The organism is Ruegeria sp. AK4 (assembly GCF_056541025.1).
The window spans coordinates 56,832-77,898 of sequence record NZ_JBQFXS010000015.1 but is presented as its reverse complement, the minus strand read 5'-3'; the positions used below and the strand labels follow the sequence as shown (position 1 = coordinate 77,898).

At 61.6% G+C, this 21,067-nt stretch carries 19 protein-coding genes; 15 read left to right on the top strand and 4 right to left on the bottom strand.

Translation table 11 applies throughout. The features are described 5' to 3' along the window. Positions 1 to 4: 4 nt before the first annotated feature. The 7 genes from hisD to ACR0EZ_RS19990 are packed head-to-tail and all read left to right on the top strand — an operon-like array spanning position 5 to position 5,678. Positions 5 to 1,312 carry a histidinol dehydrogenase gene (gene hisD, locus ACR0EZ_RS20020; protein ID WP_480616447.1) on the top strand — a complete coding sequence of 436 codons (1,308 nt, stop codon included), beginning with the start codon at positions 5 to 7 and terminating at the stop codon, positions 1,310 to 1,312. Next, a complete protein-coding gene (locus tag ACR0EZ_RS20015; RefSeq protein ID WP_480616446.1) occupies positions 1,305 to 2,066 on the top strand; it encodes an SDR family NAD(P)-dependent oxidoreductase in 762 nt (253 codons plus the stop codon). The genes hisD and ACR0EZ_RS20015 overlap by 8 nt, the downstream gene beginning before the upstream one ends. After that, complete coding sequence (locus ACR0EZ_RS20010) at positions 2,063 to 3,043, top strand: alcohol dehydrogenase catalytic domain-containing protein (RefSeq protein ID WP_480616445.1); 981 nt, start codon at positions 2,063 to 2,065, stop codon at positions 3,041 to 3,043. Before ACR0EZ_RS20015 ends, ACR0EZ_RS20010 begins: the two co-directional genes overlap by 4 nt. Positions 3,044 to 3,066: 23 nt before the next feature. Beyond that, complete coding sequence (locus ACR0EZ_RS20005; RefSeq protein ID WP_480616444.1) at positions 3,067 to 3,477, top strand: universal stress protein; 411 nt, start codon at positions 3,067 to 3,069, stop codon at positions 3,475 to 3,477. A 49-nt stretch (positions 3,478 to 3,526) separates the two neighbouring features. Beyond that, complete coding sequence (gene comD, locus ACR0EZ_RS20000; protein ID WP_480616443.1) at positions 3,527 to 4,033, top strand: sulfopyruvate decarboxylase subunit alpha; 507 nt, start codon at positions 3,527 to 3,529, stop codon at positions 4,031 to 4,033. After that, positions 4,030 to 4,584 carry a sulfopyruvate decarboxylase subunit beta gene (gene comE, locus ACR0EZ_RS19995; protein WP_480616442.1) on the top strand — a complete coding sequence of 185 codons (555 nt, stop codon included), beginning with the start codon at positions 4,030 to 4,032 and terminating at the stop codon, positions 4,582 to 4,584. Before comD ends, comE begins: the two co-directional genes overlap by 4 nt. Further along, a complete protein-coding gene (locus tag ACR0EZ_RS19990; protein ID WP_480616441.1) occupies positions 4,584 to 5,678 on the top strand; it encodes an alpha-hydroxy acid oxidase in 1,095 nt (364 codons plus the stop codon). The genes comE and ACR0EZ_RS19990 overlap by 1 nt, the downstream gene beginning before the upstream one ends. A gap of 17 nt (positions 5,679 to 5,695) precedes the next feature. Here ACR0EZ_RS19990 and ACR0EZ_RS19985 read toward each other — a convergent pair whose 3' ends face one another. Continuing rightward, entirely contained in the window at positions 5,696 to 6,511 is an 816-nt protein-coding gene (locus ACR0EZ_RS19985) for an IclR family transcriptional regulator (RefSeq protein WP_480616440.1), read from the bottom strand. A 208-nt stretch (positions 6,512 to 6,719) separates the two neighbouring features. Here ACR0EZ_RS19985 and bhcA point away from each other — a divergent pair, with 208 nt between their 5' ends. The 4 genes from bhcA to bhcD are packed head-to-tail and all read left to right on the top strand — an operon-like array spanning position 6,720 to position 11,076. Further along, complete coding sequence (gene bhcA, locus ACR0EZ_RS19980) at positions 6,720 to 7,910, top strand: L-aspartate--glyoxylate aminotransferase BhcA (RefSeq protein WP_480616457.1); 1,191 nt, start codon at positions 6,720 to 6,722, stop codon at positions 7,908 to 7,910. An 11-nt stretch (positions 7,911 to 7,921) separates the two neighbouring features. Next, complete coding sequence (gene bhcB, locus ACR0EZ_RS19975) at positions 7,922 to 8,896, top strand: beta-hydroxyaspartate dehydratase BhcB (protein WP_480616439.1); 975 nt, start codon at positions 7,922 to 7,924, stop codon at positions 8,894 to 8,896. 10 nt (positions 8,897 to 8,906) lie between these two features. After that, positions 8,907 to 10,070 carry a 3-hydroxy-D-aspartate aldolase BhcC gene (gene bhcC, locus ACR0EZ_RS19970; protein WP_480616437.1) on the top strand — a complete coding sequence of 388 codons (1,164 nt, stop codon included), beginning with the start codon at positions 8,907 to 8,909 and terminating at the stop codon, positions 10,068 to 10,070. Between the two features lie 16 nt (positions 10,071 to 10,086). After that, a complete protein-coding gene (bhcD, locus tag ACR0EZ_RS19965) occupies positions 10,087 to 11,076 on the top strand; it encodes an iminosuccinate reductase BhcD (RefSeq protein ID WP_480616436.1) in 990 nt (329 codons plus the stop codon). 45 nt (positions 11,077 to 11,121) lie between these two features. Here bhcD and ACR0EZ_RS19960 read toward each other — a convergent pair whose 3' ends face one another. Beyond that, positions 11,122 to 11,895, bottom strand: a complete 774-nt coding sequence (locus ACR0EZ_RS19960; protein WP_480616434.1) for a FadR/GntR family transcriptional regulator — start codon at positions 11,893 to 11,895, stop codon at positions 11,122 to 11,124. A 325-nt stretch (positions 11,896 to 12,220) separates the two neighbouring features. Here ACR0EZ_RS19960 and ACR0EZ_RS19955 point away from each other — a divergent pair, with 325 nt between their 5' ends. The 4 genes from ACR0EZ_RS19955 (at position 12,221) to dld (ending at position 18,354) form a co-directional block, all read left to right on the top strand. Further along, the gene (locus ACR0EZ_RS19955; protein ID WP_480616432.1) at positions 12,221 to 13,270 is read left to right on the top strand and encodes a TRAP transporter substrate-binding protein; all 1,050 of its coding nucleotides are present in this window, start codon (positions 12,221 to 12,223) and stop codon (positions 13,268 to 13,270) included. 111 nt (positions 13,271 to 13,381) lie between these two features. After that, the gene (locus ACR0EZ_RS19950) at positions 13,382 to 15,451 is read left to right on the top strand and encodes a TRAP transporter large permease subunit (RefSeq protein WP_480616430.1); all 2,070 of its coding nucleotides are present in this window, start codon (positions 13,382 to 13,384) and stop codon (positions 15,449 to 15,451) included. An 11-nt stretch (positions 15,452 to 15,462) separates the two neighbouring features. Beyond that, entirely contained in the window at positions 15,463 to 16,614 is a 1,152-nt protein-coding gene (locus ACR0EZ_RS19945) for an alpha-hydroxy acid oxidase (RefSeq protein ID WP_480616428.1), read from the top strand. Between the two features lie 18 nt (positions 16,615 to 16,632). Continuing rightward, a complete protein-coding gene (dld, locus tag ACR0EZ_RS19940; protein WP_480616426.1) occupies positions 16,633 to 18,354 on the top strand; it encodes a D-lactate dehydrogenase in 1,722 nt (573 codons plus the stop codon). A gap of 13 nt (positions 18,355 to 18,367) precedes the next feature. Here dld and ACR0EZ_RS19935 read toward each other — a convergent pair whose 3' ends face one another. Beyond that, positions 18,368 to 20,074, bottom strand: a complete 1,707-nt coding sequence (locus ACR0EZ_RS19935; protein WP_480616424.1) for a SulP family inorganic anion transporter — start codon at positions 20,072 to 20,074, stop codon at positions 18,368 to 18,370. Between the two features lie 320 nt (positions 20,075 to 20,394). Further along, a complete protein-coding gene (gene gph / locus ACR0EZ_RS19930; protein WP_480616421.1) occupies positions 20,395 to 21,060 on the bottom strand; it encodes a phosphoglycolate phosphatase in 666 nt (221 codons plus the stop codon). Between the last annotated feature and the right edge of the window lie 7 nt (positions 21,061 to 21,067).

Sequence of the window (21,067 nt, the reverse complement as noted above, 5' to 3'; positions counted from 1 at the left end):
GAATATGCCGCGTGACTATTTGAAAAAGGCGACTTTGACGGCGCAATCTCATGCCACCGAGGTGCATGATACGGTCAAGACCATCCTTGCCGATATCGAGGCGGGCGGTGACGCCAAGGCGATGGAATATGCGGCCAAGTTCGACAAATACGACGGCAATGTGCTGATGACGCAGGCCGAGATCGACGCGGCGATTGCGCTGGTGCCGGAAAAGCTGAAGGCCGATATCCGCTTCGCCCATGACAACGTGCGCCGCTTTGCCGAGACGCAGAAGGCGACTGTCTCGGATGTCGAGATGGAGATCGTGCCGGGCTTTATCGCCGGGCAAAAGGCGATCCCGGTGGACGCGGCGGGGTGCTACGTGCCCGGTGGCCGCTACAGCCACATCGCCAGTGCGATCATGACCGTGACCACGGCCAAGGTGGCCGGGTGCCGCCATATCACCGCCTGCTCTCCGCCCCGTCCGGGCGAAGGCGTTGCGCCCGCGATTGTCTATGCCGCGCATATTTGCGGGGCAGACAGCATTCTGGCCATGGGCGGTGTGCAGGGTGTTGCGGCGATGACCTATGGCCTGTTCGGCCTGCCGCGCGCGAATATCCTTGTTGGTCCGGGCAATCAGTTCGTGGCCGAGGCCAAGCGCATTCTCTATGGCAAGGTCGGCATCGACATGATTGCAGGCCCAACCGACAGTCTGATCCTGGCCGACAGTACCTCGGATGCGCATGTGGTGGCGACGGATTTGGTCAGCCAGGCCGAACATGGCTACAACTCGCCCGTCTGGCTGGTGACGGATGACCGGGCGCTGGCGCAGAAGGTCATGGAGCTGGTGCCCACCCTGATCGAAGACCTGCCCGAGCTGAACCGCGAAAACGCATCCGCCGCGTGGCGCGACTATGCCGAGGTGATCGTCTGTTCGGACCGGGAAGAAATGGCCGCCTGTTCCGACGAATACGCCCCCGAGCACTTGACGGTTCAGGCGGAAGATCTGGATTGGTGGCTGGGCCGGCTCACCTGCTATGGCTCGCTGTTTCTGGGTGAGGAAACCACCGTGTCCTATGGCGACAAGGCCACCGGCACCAACCATGTCCTGCCGACCTCTGGCGCGGCCAGCTATACCGGCGGGCTGAGTGTGCACAAATACATGAAGATCGTCACCTGGCAGCGGGCCACGCGCGAAGGATCAAAGCCGATCGCGGTGGCAACCGCCCGTATCTCGCGCCTTGAGGGGATGGAAGGACATGCGCGGGCGGCGGATGTGCGGCTGGCCAAGTATTTCCCGGATGAACAGTTCGACCTGACCGCCGATGGATGACCCCCGCGCGTTATTCGATCTGTCCGACCGGGTCGCCTGCGTCACCGGCGCAAGCTCGGGTCTGGGGCGGCGCGTGGCTCAGGCCCTAGCCGCCGCCGGGGCCAGGGTCGTCGGCGTGGCGCGCCGTGCGGACGCTCTGAACCAGCTCTGCGATGAGATCGGAGAGCGGTGCGCAGCGGTTACCGGTGATGTGGCAGACCGGGCGAAAACGGGTGGGTTGGTCGAAAGCGTATCCTCGAAATTCGGACCGCCCGACATCATCGTGCACGCCGCCGGTATCAACACGCGTGAGGCGGCGGATGATGTCACCGCGCAAGGCTGGGACACGACGCTGGCGCTGAACCTCAGCGCGCCGTTTTTCCTGAGCCAGGCCATGGTGCCCGCGATGAAAGCGCGGGGCTGGGGCCGGATCGTGAACTTCGCCTCGCTACAGACAACCCGCGCCTTTCCCGGCGGTATAGCCTATGGCGCGACCAAAGCCGGGGTCGGGCAACTGACCCGCGCCATGGCCGAGGCCTGGTCGCCCCACGGCATCACCGCCAACGCCATCGGGCCGGGGTTTTTTCCGACCGAGCTGACGCAGGCCGTGTTCGACGACCCCGAGCGAGCTGCCCGAAACGCCGCGCAGACCTGCATGCACCGCAATGGCCGGTTAGAGGATATCGACGGCCCGATCCTGTTCCTGTGTTCGAAAGCCTCGGACTATGTGACAGGTCAAATCCTGATGGTTGACGGGGGGTTCACGGCGAAATGAAAGCTCTGGTCTATGAAGGCGTCGAACAATTGGCGTTTCAGGAGGTTCCCGACCCGGTCCCCGGCCCGGGCGAGCATCTGGTGCGGGTTGAAACGGTCGGCATTTGCGGATCGGACATGCACGCCTATCTCGGGCACGACGCGCGGCGGCCTGCGCCGCTGATACTGGGGCATGAAGCTGCAGGTGTGATCGTGGGCGGGTCGTGGGATGGCAAACGCGTCACCATCAACCCTCTGATCACCTGCGGTGCCTGCCCGTCTTGCGCGGCGGGGCGCGAGAATATCTGTGCGAACCGCCAGATCATCTCGATGCCGCCACGCGAGGGCGCATTTGCGCAGTTCGTCGCGATGCCCGGGGCCAACCTGATCGATGTGCCCGACCATGTGCCCTTGTCCAAAGCCGCACTGGCGGAACCTCTGGCGGTCAGCTGGCACACGGTCCGTCTGGCGGTCGAAGCCTTGCATCCGGCGATGGACAGGCAAGCGCTGGTCATTGGCGGCGGTGCGATTGGCCTGGCGGCGGCTCTGGCGCTGCACGCGATGGGGATTGAGGACGTGACCATTGCCGAGCCGAACGATCTGCGGCGTGAATTTCTGGGCAACCACTGCCCGTTCAATCTTGTGACCGCGCCCGAGCCCGAATTCCCGCTGGTGATCGATGCCGTCGGATATGCGGCGACCCGTGCCGCGGCGTCGGCCATCGCGGCACCCGGCGGCGTGATCGCGCATGTCGGTCTGGGCGAGGACACAGGCGGCCTGGACATACGGCGCATGACCCTGCAGGAGATTACGTTCATCGGCACCTACACCTATACCGCAGACGATTTCCGCCACACCGCGCAGGCCATTTTCGACGGTCGGCTCGGCCCGCTGGACTGGCCCGAGGAACGGGCCTTGTCCGACGGTGGTCAGGCCTTTCGCGAACTGCGCACTGGCGCTGTCGCGTCCCCCAAGATTATCCTGAACCCGTGGGGATAGGCCCTGCAGCAAAGGAGGCAGTCATGTACAAAAAAATCCTTGTTCCGATGGCGTTGGACCACGGCATATCGAACCATACGCTGGAAGTCGCGCGGGCGCTGTCCGCAGACGGTGCCGAGATCATCGCGCTGCATGTCTATGAGATGCCGCAGGGATCGGTCAGTGCCTATCTGGACAAATCCGTCGTCGCCGAAGCCTATGAGCGCGCGCGAAATCAATTGCTGGCCAAGGTCGAGGGACTCGAGGGCGTGACCGCCGACATCGTCAAGGGCCACACGGCCCGCACCATCATCGACTATGCCGCCGAACATGCAGCGGATTGCATTGTCATCGGGTCGCACAAGCCCGACCTCAGCGACTATTTTCTGGGATCGACCGCCTCGCGGGTCGTTCGCCATGCCCCCTGCGCCGTTCACGTGCATCGCGGGGTCTGACCCTCCTCAATCGCGCCACGTGCGCCCCAAACAGGACTGACTGCTTGAAATGAATATCGACAAAAAGATCACCGACGATCTGGTGGCGAACGATATCTCGTTCGTGACCACCGTTCCCTGTAAGCAACTGGCCGGTGTGATCGAGGAAATCGACGCCCGCGACGGGATTTACCACATCCCCTCGAACAAGGAAGACGAAGGGATGGGCCTGTGCGCGGGGGCCTGGATGGGCGGCAAGCGCCCGGCGATCATCATGCAGAACACTGCCATCGGGGTGACGATCAACACGCTGGCCACGCTGATCCAGTATTACCGGATGCCGCTGCCCATGCTGATCTCATACCGGGGCGAACTGCGCGAACCCATCGCCTGTCAGGTCGAGATGGCGGTGCATACCAAGGCCCTGCTGGCGCAGCTGAATATCCCGACCTACCACTTCCACCATCAAGCGGATGTCGAGGAACTGGACGCGATCCTGAAATACACCTTCATGTGCAACAAGCCGGTCGCCATCCTGACCGACGCCAACTTCTGGGGAGGCTATGGCGACCAATGATCCGTTCTGAAATCCTGAAAGAAATCGCGCCGATCCTGCGGGATCAGCTTGTGGTCTGCAACATCGGCATCCCCAGCCAGGAGTTGCACGCCATCGACGATCAGCCCACCAATTTCTACATGCTGGGCACGATGGGGCTTGCCTCGTCCATCGGTCTGGGTCTGGCGCTGGCGCAACCGAAACCGGTGATCGTGATCGACGGCGATGGTTCGATCCTGACCAATCTCGGGACACTGCCGACCATCGCCAACAATGTGGCCGACAATTACATCCTGCTGATTGTGGACAATGGCTCTTACGGCTCGACCGGGGATCAGCCCACATATGCCGGGCAGAAGACGTCGCTTGCCAAAATGGCCGAGGCCGCCGGATGCGAGCGCGTGATCGAGTGTCAGGCCGAAGACACTGGCCGCGTGCTGCAAGAGGCGCTGGACGCAAAGCAGATGACCATCGTCGTCAGCAAATGTGAAAGCGGCAATGCCAAGATGCCTCCGATCACGATGGACCCGGTGGTGATCCGCGACCGGTTCATGAAGGCCGTCGAGGCCTGATGCCATCAAGCGACATTCACAGCGCCGAAGACGCCCGCCGCCTTGCGCGGCGGCGTTTGCCGTGGATGGTGTTCGACTACATCGACGGGTCCGCAGGGGCAGAAACCGGCGCAGCCCGCAATCGCGCGGCGCTGGATGCGATGACCTTGCGCCCGCGTATCCTGCGCGATGTCAGCCAAAGGTCGCTGCGCAGCGCGGTCTTTGGCAAATCCGCCCAACGTCCATTCGGCATCGCCCCGATGGGCATGTGCAACCTGTCGGGTCCGGGGGCGGATCTGATGCTGGCACGGTTGGCCGCGCGCTTTTCGGTGCCGCTGGGCGTCTCTACCGTCGCCTCGACCCCGATGGAGCAGTTGATCGAAACCGCCGAGGGGAACGCGTGGTTCCAGCTATATTTCAGCGGTGACGGGTCCGGCACGTTCAAACTGGTCGAACGCGCAAAGACGGCTGGCTACGAAACCCTTGTTCTGACGGTGGACGTGCCCGAGGTCGGGCGACGACCGCGCGAACTGCGCCATGGGTTTCGAATGCCCTTCAGGATCGGCCCGCGCCAGTTTGTCGACTTTGCGCTGCATCCCCGCTGGTCGCTGACGACTCTGTTCAAAGGCAGACCGCAGATGGCCAATTTCCTGATGCAGGGGTATGAGTTCGACCGCACCGAAAGCCGCGCCAAAGCAGATTGGGACACGCTATCCCGCCTGCGGGATCAGTGGCAGGGCAAGCTGGTGGTCAAGGGTGTTCTGGACCCGGAAGACGCGGTTGCGCTGAAACAAGCCGGGGTGGATGCGATCCAGGTCTCCAGCCACGGCGCGCGGCAATTGGACAGCGCCCCCGCGCCGTTCCTGATGCTTCCCCAGATCCGTGAGGCGGTTGGGCAGGGTTTTCCCCTGTTCTATGACAGCGGCCTGCGGTCGGGTGAGGATGCGCTAAAGGCGCTGTTGAACGGTGCCGATTTCGTGTTCTTTGGCCGCATTCTGCAGTTCGCAATCGCTGCCGAAGGCGAAAGCGGGCTGGACCAGCTCTGGTCCGTTCTGAGCGATGAAATGAGCATCGCGATGGCGCAGATCGGCCTGACTTCGGTTGACCAAACCTAGCCGCCTGCCGCCTCGGGTCATTTCGGATTGCCACCAACCGCTGCGGTGATATCGCGGGCCGCTGCAGCGACCAACGCACCGAACCGCGCTACGGATGCATCGCGAAACCGCGCGGTAGGGCCGGATACCGAGACACCCGCGAAGGGTTCGCCTTGTTCATTGTAAATCGCGGCCCCGATGCAGGACATGCCGGAATGTCGTTCCTCTTCATCAAAGGACCAGCCTCGTTCGCGAATGCGGTCGAGATCGGCCAACAAGGCCCCAGCATCTGCGAGGGTGCGCGGCGTGAAACTTTCGAACCGGGTCCCGGACAGGATTTTGTCCAGCGCCGCGCGCGGCATGGCGGCCAGCAACGCTTTGCCGGTGCCTGAAGCGTACATCGGCGTGCGCGACCCAGCTGGAAAAAACGCGCGGATCGGGTTGCCGGTTTCGATCTGGCTGACAAAAACCACATCACCGCCATCCGGCATCGCCATATTCGCGGTCTCGCCTGTCTCCTGCATCAGCTTGCGCATGATGGGGCGGCCGGTTTCAACCACATTGTTGCGTTTTAGAAAGGAGGCACCGGTCCGGTAAGCCTCGATCCCGACCATCCATTCCTGCCGGGTTTCATCGAAGCTCACGAACCCCCGGTTGGACAATGTGGTCAGTATCCTGTGCGTCGTCGCGGTGGGCACACCGGTTTCACGGCTCAGATCGCTGAGTGTGCAACGTTCAAGCTGCGCCACCGCGCTGAGCGTTCCCAGCGCGCGGTCCAGCGATTGCATCGTTCCGGCCGAACTTTCCTTGAACTGAGATTTCGGACGCCCCCGCGCGCGTTGCTGTGTTTTCACCACTGATTCCTTCTGTTTTCGCCATTGCTTACAGGTGTTGTCGCATATTTTTTCATTAATGGAAAATGTGGCCCCAAAAATGAAAAAATAGCTGATCCTTCTATTTCAAGGCTTTGGGGTAATTTTTCACATGCTAAAAAACATTTTCGAGAAAATTGCAAAATCCCGCGCCCGGTTGGATGCTTTTACCAAAGCGGAGGAAGATGCGATGTCCAACCAGAACCCGGTGTTCATACCCGGCCCGACCAACATCCCGGATCGTGTGCGTTTGGCCATGCAGGTGCAGACGCAGGACCACCGGGCGCCCGATTTCGTCGAAACCTTTGCGCCGGTGCTGGAGGATACCAAAACGGTCTTTGGCACGATCTCGGGCCAGATCGTTACCTTCCCGGCCAGTGGAACCGGCGGGTGGGAGGCGTCGATCACCAACACGCTCAGCCCCGGCGACACTGTACTGGTCGCACGCTACGGCATGTTCAGCCACCGCTGGATCGATCTGTGCCAGCGTCACGGGCTGGACGTGCGGATCATCGAATGCACCTGGGGCAGCGGTGCGCCGGCAGACAAGTTCGCCGAGATTCTCGCCGACGATACCGGCCATCAGATCAAGGCGGTGCTGGTCACCCATAACGAGACGGCCACCGGCGTCCGGTCGGATATCGGCGCGGTGCGCAAGGCGATGGATGCCAGCGACCACCCGGCAATGCTGTTTGTGGATTGCGTCAGCTCACTGGCCTCGATGCCGTTCGAGTTTGATGCATGGGGCGTCGATATCGCCGTCTCGGGCTCGCAGAAAGGGTTCATGCTGGCGGCGGGGATGGCCATTCTTTGCGTCAGCCCCAAGGCAATCGACGCGATGGGGCAGGCAAAGCTGCCGCGCACCTATTTCGATTTCCGCGACATGATGGCGGCGAATGCGTCGGGCGGGTTTCCATATACGCCGCCGCTGCAACTGATCTATGGCATGGGCGAAAGCCTGAAGATGCTGTTCGAAGAAGGCCTCGACAACGTCTATGCCCGCCATTTCCGTCTGGCCGAGGGCGTGCGCAAAGCCACCGCCGCCTGGGGGCTGGACCTGGTCGCGCAGTCGCCGGACCTGTATTCCGACACGGTCAGCGCGATCTATGTGCCCGAGGGGTTCGACAGCAATGCCCTGACGGACCATGCCTTCAACGCTTATGGTGTCAGCTTCGGCATCGGTCTGGGCGAGATGAACGGCAAGGCTTTCCGCATCGGCCATCTGGGCAGCCTGACCGATGTGATGGTTCTGTCTGGCCTCGCGACGATCGAGATGGCGATGGCCGATCTGAACTATCCCATCGCGCTGGGCAGTGGCGTTGCAGCGGCGCAGGAGTTCTTTCGCTCGGGCAGCGCGAACCCGTTGAAATCCGCAGCCTGAGGAATATTCAGATGCTTGACGACATGACAACAGCCGATTGCCTGACCCTTGGTGATATGCGCGAGGCGCATGACCGGATCAGGCCGCATATCAATCGCACTCCGGTGCTGCGGTCGGCCTTTCTGGACGACATGACCGGCGCGCAGCTGTTCTTCAAATGCGAGAACCTGCAGGAAGCCGGTGCTTTCAAAGTGCGCGGGGCCTGCAACGCGGTCTTTGGCCTGAATGACGAGGCTGCCGCGCGCGGCGTCTGCACGCATTCCTCGGGCAACCACGCGCTCAGCCTGTCGTATGCGGCGGGGCGGCGGGATATTCCGTGCAATGTGGTGATGCCGCGCACGGCGCCGCAGGCCAAGAAGGACGCGGTGCGCCGCTACGGTGGGATCATCACCGAATGCGAGCCTTCGACCACCTCACGCGAGGCGGTGTTCGCCGAGGTGCAGGCCCGCACTGGCGGTGAGTTCGTGCATCCCTACAATGACCCGCGCGTGATTGCCGGGCAGGCGACCTGTTCGGCGGAACTGCTGGAACAGACCGATGGGCTGGATGCGGTGGTCGCGCCGATTGGCGGCGGCGGCATGATCTCGGGCACCTGCCTGACGCTTTCCAACCTTGCGCCCGAGGTGAAAATCTATGCGGCCGAGCCTGAACAGGCCGATGATGCGTATCGCAGTTTCAAAGCCGGGCACATCATTGCCGATGACGCGCCCGAAACCATCGCCGATGGGCTGAAGGTGCCGCTGAAGGACAACACCTGGCATTTCGTCTCGAATTTCCTGAGCGATATTCACACGGCCAGCGAGCAAGAGATCATCGACGCCATGAAAATCACCTGGAAACACCTGCGCATCGTGATGGAGCCGAGCAGCGCCGTGCCGCTGGCCACCATTCTGAAGAACCCGGACGTGTTCCGGGGGCAGCGCGTCGGCGTGATCATCACTGGCGGCAATGTGGACCTGGACAAACTGCCCTGGATCAGGGGCTGAGGAGGAAGTCATGAACAAGCCCGTAAACATCGACCAGCTTGAGGTCGGCTTCGACATCCCCGCCGCCGTCGGCATGGATGAGGCCGAGATTCAAACCCCCGCTCTGGTGCTGGACCTGGACGCGCTCGAGCGCAACATCAAGAAGATGGGCGACTATGCCAAGGCCCACGGGATGCGCCACAGGGTGCATGGCAAGATGCACAAATCCGTGGACATCGCGCAGTTGCAGATCGATCTGGGCGGGGCCTGCGGGATCTGTTGCCAGAAAGTGTCCGAGGCCGAGGTGTTTGCCCGTGGCGGGATCAAGGATGTTTTGGTCTCCAATCAGGTGCGTGACCTGGCCAAGATCGACCGGCTCGCTCGCATGCCCAAGCTGGGCGCGCGGACGATCTGTTGCGTCGACGATATCGGCAACGTGGCGGACCTGTCCGATGCCGCGCAGCGTCACGGTACGGAAATCGAGTGTCTGGTGGAAATCGACTGCGGCGCGGGCCGGTGCGGCGTGACGACCACGCCTGATGTGATCGCCATTGCCAAAGCCGTCGACGCCGCGCCGGGGCTGAAATTTGCGGGCATTCAGGCCTATCAAGGTGCAATGCAGCACATGGATCTCTACGAAGATCGCAAAGCCAAGATCGACGTTGCCGTTGCCATGGTGAAAGACGCCGTGGAGGGTCTGAAGGCCGAAGGTCTGGACTGTGACATTGTCGGCGGCGGCGGAACCGGTTCCTATTACTTCGAAAGTACATCGGGCGTTTATAATGAGCTGCAGTGCGGGTCATATGCGTTCATGGATGCTGACTACGGCCGCATTCTGGACAAGGACGGCAACCGCATCGACCGGGGCGAGTGGGAGAATGCGTTCTTCATCCTCACCAGCGTCATGAGCCACGCCAAGGCGGACAAGGCCATCGTGGATGCGGGCCTCAAGGCGCAGTCGGTGGATAGTGGCCTGCCGGTGATCTTCGGGCGAACGGATGTGGAATACGCCAAATGCTCGGATGAGCATGGCGTTGTTGCCGATCCGGACGGGGTTCTGAACATCAACGACAAGCTGCGTCTGGTGCCGGGGCACTGCGACCCGACGGCCAATGTGCATGACTGGTACGTGGGCGTGCGGGACGGCAAGGTCGAAACCCTGTGGCCGGTATCGGCGCGCGGCAAGGCGTTTTGAGACGAGGGCGAGGAGCATGAAGGATATGTCTGGAAAAGGCCTGCTGATCGTCGGAGAAGACCTGTGCCAGCAATTGGTCGGGCGCGATGAAGCATTCGCAGCGGTCGAGGCCGTATTCGCCGCGATGGCGCGGGGTGATGCCTATAACTTCCCGGTCGTTCGCGAGGCCATCGGATATGCCGATGCGCTGTACGGCTTCAAGTCTGGCTTCGACCGGGCCGGGCAGGTGCTGGGTGTGAAATCCGGCGGCTACTGGCCCGGGAATATGGAAAAGGGGCTGACCAATCACCAGTCCACCGTGTTCCTGTTCGACCCGGACACCGGCCAATTGGCCGCACTGGTTGGCGGCAACTATCTGACGGCCGTGCGGACGGCCGCATCGTCGGCGGTCTCGATTGCGCATCTGGCGCGGGAAGATGCCAAAACCCTTGGGATGGTGGGCGCGGGCCACCAATCGGCCTTCCAACTGCGCGCGGCTGCCGAGCAGCGCGATTTCGAAAAGGTGGTCGCCTGGAACCCGCATCCCGATATGCTGCCGCGTCTTCAGGCAGTGGCAGAGGAGATCGGTCTGGAATTCGAAGCCGTGTCGCAACAGGAACTGGGCGCGCAGGCGGATGTGATTATCACCATCACCTCGGCCTTCGAACCTTTGCTGATGCGGGACTGGATCAAACCCGGCACCCATCTGGCCTGCATGGGCACGGATACCAAGGGCAAGCAAGAGGTTGACGCCGCGTTGGTCGCGGCTGCCACGGTGTTCACCGATGAGGTTGCTCAATCCACTATCATTGGCGAGGCGCAGCACGCGATTGCAGACGGGTCGTTGACGGCAGAGCGGGTCACCCCAATCGGCGCGGTGATCAATGGCGATCATCCGGGACGGGCCGGCGCTGACGAAATCACTCTGTTCGACGGAACCGGTGTCGGCTTGCAGGATCTTGCCGTCGCCTCGGTCGCCGCATGTCTTGCTGAACAAAAGGGGCTGGCGCAGCGCGCAAGCCTGTAGTGCTGTCGAAGCCCAAACCGGGCCACAGCGCGGGGTTTCAGCAGATCACCGGGACAGCATGCGGCGCTTTTCGGCCATTGCTTCCCGGCGGTTCTGCTCGATCCCTTGCTTGAAGGATTCCTCGACAAAGTCGATATGATCGGTCGCCGCCTTTTCGGCGCGCGCCTCGTCGCCGTCGATGACCGCGCGACCCAGTTCCAGATGCTGCTGCAACAGTTTCTCGCCGGTGCCGTCTATGCTGCGCAGAAAGTCGCGGTTGTAGAACACGCCCCTGCGGGTCAGGTCGTAGATCGACGCCATCATGTGGATCAGCGTGGCATTCTGGCTGGCATCCACAATCGCCGAATGCAGCGCAAAGTCGGCCTCTTGCGAGGCTTGCGCGTCGTTTTCCTGCCAGGCGCGCTCGTTCTCGTCCAGAATCTCGGCAATCCGTTCCTTGTCGGCTTTTGTCGCGCGGCGCGCGGCAAGACGGGCGGCGAACCCTTCCTGCTCGCGACGATATTCCAGATAGTCGAAAAAGGCCGGCTCGTGCCGTTGGTACAGGGCCAGCAGGGCCGGCATCATGGCTTGTCCGGTCAGGGCGGCGACAAACGTGCCTTCACCATGCTGCGTGGTGACAAGCCCGCGCTCTTCTAACACGGCCAAGGCTTCGCGCAGCTTAGGGCGCGACACGCGCAGCATCTCGGCCAGATCACGCTCGGACGGCAGCTTGCGGCCCTGTTTCAGAATGCCCGAGGCGATCAGATCTTCAATTTGCGATATAACGGCATCAGCCAGCGATTCGTGTCCGACCGGTTCGAAAATCGCCGTTCTGCTCATGTTGTTCCGCCTCTGTCTGATCCGGGGCATTGCGCCAGTGGTAAACTAATATAACCATATCTGCAAAAAATTCAAGCGACTGAATTAATGGATTGCAATGGACGCAATAACCTGATTATAAACACTTATTGGTGCGGAACTGCATAGCGCAGCACCGTACCTTCATCAGGTGTTACGTCTCTTAAAGCTGTCCCAACAAATCCCAGTGGTAAATTAAATTATTGACTGAATGATAATGGTAAAGTTAGTTTACCACCGGAGGGGCGCTGGAAGAGCCTGCGCCGCTGATCGGGAAAACACCCCGACCAACCCTGGAGGAGATTTCATGAAGAAGACCCTGACGAGCCTCGCCGTGGCCGCCAGCCTGCTCGCCGCACCTGCGGTTGCCGCTGACAAGCTGTTGCTGAAAACCCCGATTGCATTCTCGACCGAACTGCCGGGCCTGGGCTCGCCGATTCCGCGCGTTGCCGAACAGCTTGACCTGATGTCGGGCGGCACGCTGAAAATGAAAGTGTATGAGCCGGGCAAACTGGTTCCGCCGTTCGAAATTCTGGACGCGGTATCCACCGGCAAGATCAACTCGGGCTACACCACCGCCGGGTATTGGGCGGGTAAAATCCCTGCCGCTCCGCTGTTCTCGGCGGTTCCCTTCGGCCCCGAGGCGGGCGAATACATGGCGTGGCTGTATTACGGCAACGGCCTGAAACTGTATCAGGAAATGTACGATCAGGCAGGCTATAACGTGCACGTTCTGCCCTGCGCGATCATCGCGCCCGAAACCTCGGGCTGGTTCGCGACCGAGATCAACTCGCCCCAGGACCTGGAAGGCCTGAAGATGCGGTTCTTCGGTCTGGGTGGCAAGGTGATGCAGAAGCTGGGCGTTGCGACCTCGTTGCTGCCGGGTGGTGAGATCTTCCCGGCGCTGGAAAAAGGTGCCATCGACGCGACCGAGTTCTCGATGCCTGCCATCGACCAGCGTCTGGGCTTCCACAAGCTGGTGAAGTTCAACTATTTCCCCGGCTGGCACCAGCAGGCGACCGTGTTTGAACTGATGATCAACAAGGATGTCTGGAACGAGACCAGCGACCAGCACAAGGCGATCATCGAAAACGCCTGCAAGGCTTCGATGGCGGACAGCTTTGCCGAAGGTGAAGCCATCCAGCACGCGGCCCTGATCGACAACGTCGAAAACAACGGTGTCACCATCAAGCAGTGGTCGCCCGAGATGCTGGACACGTTCCGCGCCACCTGGGAAGAAGTTGCCGCCGAAGAGGCCGCCAATGACGCCTTCTTTGCTCAGGTTCTGGCCGACATGAACGAGTTCCGCGAAGGCTATGACCTGTGGAAGACAAACGCCTTCCTCCCGCGTCAGTAACCGTGTGAACTGACGGAACCGGAGCGGCGGTAACCGCTGCTCCGGTCATTTCTTTCTGAACCCGGACTTTCTAACCTTTCACTGCCCGCGCGCCGGGCTGCTGAGCGAGGAATGACCATGGCCCCCCAAAAGAACATCAACGATCCGGTCGAAGCCTATGAAGGCCTCCTGGAACATCCCGAAACCGACCGCCAGAAAATCGCCGTGGCGATCGACACTGGGGTCAAGGCCGTGGGCCACGTGGTCATGTGGGCCAATGTCCTGCTGATCGCCGCGATCTTCACGCAGGTTTCGCTGCGCTATCTGCTCAGCCAGAACTATCCCAAACTGGACGAGATCCAGTGGCATTTCTACGGCATCGTCACGATGATCGGCATATCCTACGCGCTGATCACCGACAGCCACGTGCGGGTGGACGTGCTGCACATGCAGCTTTCCCGCCGCGCCCAGCGGGTGATCGAGGTGATCGGCATCCTGACCCTGCTGACCCCGTTCATCTACCTGATGATCGATCAGGGCTATGACTATTTCTACGAGAGCTTCCGCGTCAACGAACGGTCCGACAGCCCGACCGGTCTGCCTGCGCGCTGGGCGTTCAAGGCGGTTATTCCGGTCAGCTTCGTGCTGCTGGCGCTGGCGGCGCTGGCGCGGCTGATCCACGATGGGCACGCGCTGCTCTACGGGCCGGCCTCGGAACGCGAGGGCGCGCCGCTGCGCCGTATCCTGCTGGTGCTTGCCGTGTTTGCCGCCGTCTGTGTGGCCCTGACTTTCCTGGTCGAAACGACCGAGGAAAAGCTGGTCATCGCAATGTTCCTGACCTTCATCGCGCTCTTGTTCACCGGCTACCCGGTGGCCTGGGTGCTGGCCGGTGTCGGCGTCGCCTATTGCGGTCTGGCCTATCTCTTCGACAACGACCTTATGCTGTGGACAGGGCTGGAAAGCACCTTTACCGGGCTGGATTACCTGACGCTTGGCGCGGTGGTGAACCGGGTCTATGCGACCATGTCAAACGCGGTTCTGGTGGCCCTGCCGATGTTCATCTTCATGGGCCTGATGCTGGACGAGAGCGGCGTGGCCGAGCGTCTGATGTCGTCGATGCAGCGCCTGTTCGGCACCGTGCGGGGTGGTCTGGCGATCACGGTGACGCTGATCGGGATCATCCTTGCGGCCTCGACCGGGATCATCGGTGCATCCGTTGTGCTGCTGGGCGTGCTGTCGCTGCCCTCGATGATGCAGCAGAAATATCAGCCGACGCTGGCGGCGGGTGTGGTTTCGGCCTCGGGCACGCTGGGCATTCTGATCCCGCCGTCGATCATGCTTGTGATCATGGCCGACCAGATGGCCCTGTCGGTCGGAGACCTGTTCATGGCTGCGGTCTTCCCCGGTGTCATCATCGGTGGCCTCTACCTGACCTATATCTTCATCCTTGCGCTGGTGAAGCGTGATGCGGCCCCGGTGCCCGAAGGTGCCAAGGCCCCCGACTGGGACGCCGTCAAGGACGTGCTGATCGCCGTCATCCCGACGCTGCTGCTGATCTTCGCCGTGCTTGGCTCGATCTTTGCGGGTCTGACCACGCCGACCGAGGCCTCGGGCATCGGCGCGCTGGGGGCCACGCTGCTGGCGCTGGGTTATCGCAAGCTGACCTTCGCAAAACTGTGGAACGTGCTGGTGTCGACCTTCAACACCACCGCCTATATCTTCGCGATTTTCCTGGGCGCGACCGTGTTCTCTTATGTGCTGCGCGAACTGGGCGGGGATGAGCTGATCGAACATGTGGTGCAATCCACCGGGTTCGGGGCCAACGGCACGGTTCTGTTCATCCTGTTCATCGTCTTCCTGCTGGGCTTCGTTCTGGACTGGATCGAGATCACGCTGATCGTGCTGCCTCTGATGCGCCCCATCGTGAACGGCCTTGGCATCGACATTCCGGGCTTCGGCGTTCTGGATGAGCCTGCGCTGGTCTGGTTCGTGATCCTGGTGGCAGTAACGCTGCAAACCAGCTTCCTGACGCCACCGGTTGGCTTCGCGCTGTTCTACCTGAAAGGCGTCTGCCCACCCGAGATCAAGCTGATGCACATCTACAAGGGCATCATCCCGTTTGTGCTGCTGCAGCTGACCGGTCTGGCGCTGGTCTTCCTGTGGCCGACCCTTGCCACCTGGCTGCCCTCGGTCGCCTATTAAGGAGCAGCGTCATGCGTCTGAACCAATGTCATAACTTCCACGACTTCCGGCGGTTGGCCCAAAAGCGGCTGCCGGGCCCCATCTTCAATTATATCGATGGTGGCGCGGATGATGAGGTGACATATCGGGAAAACACCAGCGCATTCGAGCGCTGCGACCTGTTGCCCTCGGTTCTGCGCGGGGTGTCGGATGTGGACATGTCCGTCACCGTGATGGGGCAGAAGCTGGATATGCCGGTCTACTGCTCGCCCACCGCCTTGCAGCGCCTGTTCCACCATCAGGGGGAACGCGCCGTGGCGGCGGCGGCTGAGAAATATGGCACCATGTTCGGTGTCTCTTCGCTGGGTACCGTATCGCTGGAGGAGCTGCGCCAGAAACACAAGAACCCGCAGGTCTATCAGTTCTACTTCCACAAGGATCGCGGGCTGAACACGGCCATGATGCAGCGCGCCAAGGAGGCCGGTGTCGAGGTGATGATGCTGACCGTCGACAGCATCACCGGCGGCAATCGTGAACGCGACCTGCGCACCGGGTTCTCGATCCCGTTCCGGCTGACGCTGGGCGGCATGATCCAGTTCGCGATCAAGCCCATGTGGGGCATCAATTATGTCACGCATGAGAAATTCCGCCTGCCGCAGCTGGAAGAGCATGTGGATATGAGCGGCGGTGCCAGCTCGATCGGCGGCTATTTCACCGACATGCTCGACCCGTCGATGAATTGGAACGATGTGGCGGAAATGGTGCGCGACTGGGACGGCCAGTTCTGCCTCAAGGGCATCATGACTGTCGAGGATGCCAAACGCGCGGCTGAAATCGGCTGCACCGGTATCATCCTGTCGAACCATGGCGGGCGCCAGTTGGACGGCTCGCGCACGCCCTTTGACCAATTGTCCGAAATCGTGGATGCGGTCGGTGACAAACTCGATGTGATGATGGACAGCGGCATTCAGCGCGGCACCCATGTGCTGAAAGCGCTGTCGTTGGGGGCCAAGGCGGTCGGCGTCGGACGGCATTACCTGTACCCGCTGGCGGCTGCCGGACAGGCCGGCGTCGAACGCGCGCTGGGTCTGTTGCGCGCCGAAATCGAGCGCGACATGAAGCTGATGGGCGTCACCAGCATTGACCAACTGAGCCGCGAGAACATCCGCTTTCGCGCCGCATAGACCGTAACGGAGGCCGCCATGACCAATGATGAACTGATCACATATTTCCGTTCAATCGTTGGTTCGCGCCATGTCCTGACCGGCGAACGGGCGACCGAACGATTCCGCCGCGGTTTCCGCTCGGGTGAGGGCGAAGCGCTGTGTGTCCTTCGCCCCGGCACCTTGCTGGAACAGTGGAAAGTGCTTCAGGCCTGCGTGGCCGCCGACAAGATCGTGATCATGCAAGCCGCCAATACCGGGTTGACCGAAGGCTCGACCCCGTCGGGCAGCTATGACCGCGATGTGGTTCTGATCAATACCCGCCGGATGGACACGCTGGTGCCGCTGAACAGCGGTGAGCAGATCGTCAGCTTTCCCGGCGCCACCCTGTTTGCGCTGGAAAAACTGCTGGCCCCGCTGGGGCGCGAGCCGCATTCGGTGATCGGGTCTTCGTGCATAGGAGCCTCGATCATCGGGGGTGTCTGCAACAATTCCGGCGGCTCTCTGGTCGAGCGTGGGCCGGTCTATACCGAACTCTCGGTCTACGCGCAGATCACCGAGGCCGGTGAGCTGGAACTGGTCAACCATCTGGGGATCGATCTGGGGGACACGCCCGAGGACATTCTTGCCAGTCTGGATGCGGGCACGTTCGACCGCAATCCCGGAGCCACAAACAAACGCGCCTCGGCCAGCGATTACGCTCAGATCGTGCGGGACGTGGATGCCCAAACGCCGGCGCGGTTCAATGCGGACAAGGCGAAGCTGTTCGAATCCGCAGGCTCTGCCGGAAAGCTGGCGGTCTTTGCGGTGCGGTTGGATACCTTCCCCAAGAATGAGGCCGAGAAGGTTTTCTATATCGGCACCAACGACCCGGGCGATCTGGCCGCGCTGCGGCGGCATATCCTGTCCGAATTCACCTCTCTGCCCGTTTCAGCCGAATACATGCAACGCGAGGTGTTCGACATCACCGCGCGCTACGGCAAGGACACGGTTGTCATGATCGACAAGCTGGGCACTGACCGGCTGCCGATGTTCTTTGCCCTGAAAGGCGCGGTGGATGCACGGCTGCGCCGTATCCCGTTTCTGCGCAATTTCACCGACCGCTTCATGCAGATGGCGGTGTCGCTATGGCCCCGGGTTTTGCCCAAGCGGATGACGGATTTCCGGGACCGTTACGAACACCACCTGATCCTGAAAATGAAAGACGGCGGGATTGATGAGGCCGCCAGTTGGCTTCCCGGTTTCCTCGCCGACCGCGACGCCGATTTCTTTGACTGCACCGCGCGCGAGGCCAAGATTGCCGGGCTGCACCGTTTCGCAGCAGCCGGTGCCGCAGTACGCTACATGGCGATCCACGCCAGCGAGGTCGAAGACATCATCGCCCTCGACGTCGCGCTGCGCCGGAACGATCACGACTGGCTGGAAAAGCTGCCGCCCGAGATCGACGACCAACTGGTTCACAAGCTCTATTACGGTCACTTCATGTGCCACGTGATGCATCAGGATTACGTGGTCAAAAAGGGCGCGGACCCCAAGGCGCTGAAGGCCGCGATGCTGGCCCTGTTCGACGAACGCGGCGCGGAATACCCGGCCGAGCACAATGTCGGCCATCTGTACAAGGCCAAGCCCGATCTGGCGGCGCACTACAAATGCTGCGACCCAACCAATTCCTTCAATCCCGGCATCGGCAAAATGTCGAAAGCCCGCAATTACGGTGACGGGGCCGAAGGCGGCGATCAGACCCGGACGCCAGCCGCCTGAGCTTCTGCCCGTGTCAGGCGCCGTCTGTGTGGCGGTCCCGAAAGGCTTTCACCAATTCCTGGCCGGTGTCGAAAAAGGCGTCCTCTCCGACCCATTTGACCAGCCCGTATCGCGTCAGTTCGGCCCGCACATCCGGTTCAACCATGGCAAAGACCAGCCGGATACCCCGTGCCGTAAGCTCTTTGTGAATGCTGCGCAGGGTATATCCCGCAGTAAAATCGACCGTGTCGATGGCCGAGGCATCGATGCAGAACCAGTCAATCTCTGGGCCCGCGCCCCTGACAATCCCGGTCACGTCGTCCGAGAAGCGCTGCATGTTCGCGTAGTACATCCCGTGGGAAAACCGATAGATCACAAGGCCCGGTTCGAACTGGTTGGGGGGTGACAGCGCCTTGGAGTGCCAGCCGCCATCTTCGGTCTGAACGATCACCGAATTCTTTGGCCGATACCCCCGGCGCGTGTGATCGACCAGCGACAGCCCCATCGCAAAGATGATCCCCTGTTCCACGCCGACCACAACGACAACGGCGGCTGTCGCAACCGCGATCCAGAACTCGGATCGCGCCTGTCGGTAAATGGCGGCCAGCCCGCGCAGGTCGATCAGCTTCACCCCGATCAGGAACACGATGGCCGACAGCGCGGCTGTGGGCATAAAGGCCAGAGGGCCGGTCAGAAACAGGATGACCACCAGAACAATCACCACGGTTGTCAGCTGCGCGATCTGGCTGCGCCCGCCGGCGCTTGCGACCATCTCGGTCTTTGTGGGGCTGCCGTTCACCACGAATGTTCCTGTGAAAGCGGCCCCCAGATTGGCAAGGCCCAGCCCGACCAGATCGGTATTCTCGCTGAACCGTTCGTCATACCGGGCCGCATAGGCGCGCGAGGTCGCGGCGCTTTGGGCCAGAATGACGACAAAGATCGAAAGTGCGGTGGGCAGCAGTTGTTTTAACAGCGTCCAGCTCCACTGCACATCCGGCAGCGAGAGTGAGGGCAAACCGCTGGGCACCGCGCCTAGCAGCGCGACGCCGAGCCGGTCCAACTGGAACCCCCAACTGCACAGGATCACAGCGACCACGGCGATCAGCGGCCCCGGTATTTTACGCGACAGGCGCGTGAAGCCCACGACCGTTGCCAAAACGGCCATAGCGACTGCTAGGGTCGGTCCGTTGATCTGACCTATGTTCTGAAACACGCCCTGCAGCTTGGTCAGGGTGCCATGGCCTGCGACCTCAAAGCCCAGCATGCCGGGGATTTCGCCGACGGCCACCTGAATACCCACGCCGGTCAGGAACCCCACCAGCACGGTTCTGGACAGGAAGTCCGCCAGAAACCCCAGCCCGATCAGCCGGGCGGCGATCAGAAGCACCGCAGCCATCAGGGCCAGAAGAGAGGCCAGCGCCAGATAGTCCGACGACCCGGACACGGCCATCCCGGCCAGTGCCGATGCGGTGATCGCGGCGGTGGCGGAATCCGCGCCGACGACCAGATGCCGCGACGATCCGAACAGCGCAAACAGCGCCATCGGGATCAGGATCGTGTAAAGCCCGGTGATCACCGGCGTTCCGGCGATTTTGGTGTAGCCCATGACCTCGGGGATCGCGAGGCAGGCAAAGGTGATTCCAGCCAGGATTTCGGTGGGAAGATGCGCCCGGTCGATGGGCAGAATGCCCTGCAGAACAGGGTAGGAAACCGGCTTTGCGCTGGTGCGATTCGTTCCCATTTCCGTCCTTGTCCCTTCGGTGCGCGGTCTTTTTTGGTCCGATCGTATCTTTTTTATCGTTTGGGCGGTGTTCGGGCCACCATCGTAAGTGCAGAAAAATGCTTGCTAATTTTTGGATCAAATTGATCCTTTATGCATGAGCTTATTGCGGATTTTGTCTTTCTACGGGAAACCCCCAATTTCGCCGCCCAAGGGGATTCGGTAGAAAGAGTACAACCACCCGGCCTTCGATGGCCGAACATTTTCCCCCATGAGGGGCTGGTCCATACCCCCTCGGCCGGCCCCTCACTAATTTTTTGGGGACAGCAATGGATCGGACCTCAGGCAGGCTGCCCCGCGATGCGGGTGACAAGCGCCGGTAAATCCCCGGCGCTGCTATAGCTGAAATGATGCGGAATGTCGGTCACGGGTGATTTCCGATACCCTTCGGTGAACAGCAGAAACGGGATCTGCGCGCGCGCCGCCGTTTCGGCGTCAACCTCGCTGTCGCCGACAAACAGGCAAGGCCCCTGAGCGGATAGTGCGCGAAAGCTCTCTGCCAAATGGGTCGGATCGGGTTTTCGGACGGGCAGGGTGTCTCCGCCAAGAACGGCCTTGAAGTGCCGGTCCAGACCGAGCGCTTCCAGCACATGGCGGGCCGGGGCTTCGGGTTTGTTGGTGCAGACGCCAAGAACGCAGCCCATGTCCTGCAATTTGGTCAGAGCTTCGGGAATGCCGGGATAGGGCCGGGTCGTGTCGCAGGCGGCGGCATTGTAGTGATCCAGCGTGGTTCGGGTCAGATCGGCATGGCGGTCCATGGGCAGATCGCAATGGCGCATGACCCGTTCGACAAGCTTGGGCAGGCCGTTCCCCACGAATCCCCGGATCACCTCGGACGGCAACGGGCCGTGCCCGACATCGGCCAGCATCCGGTTCGCCGCCCCGGCCAGATCACCGATGCTGTCCACCAGAGTTCCGTCCAGATCAAACACAATCGCCGCGGTCATATTTCCT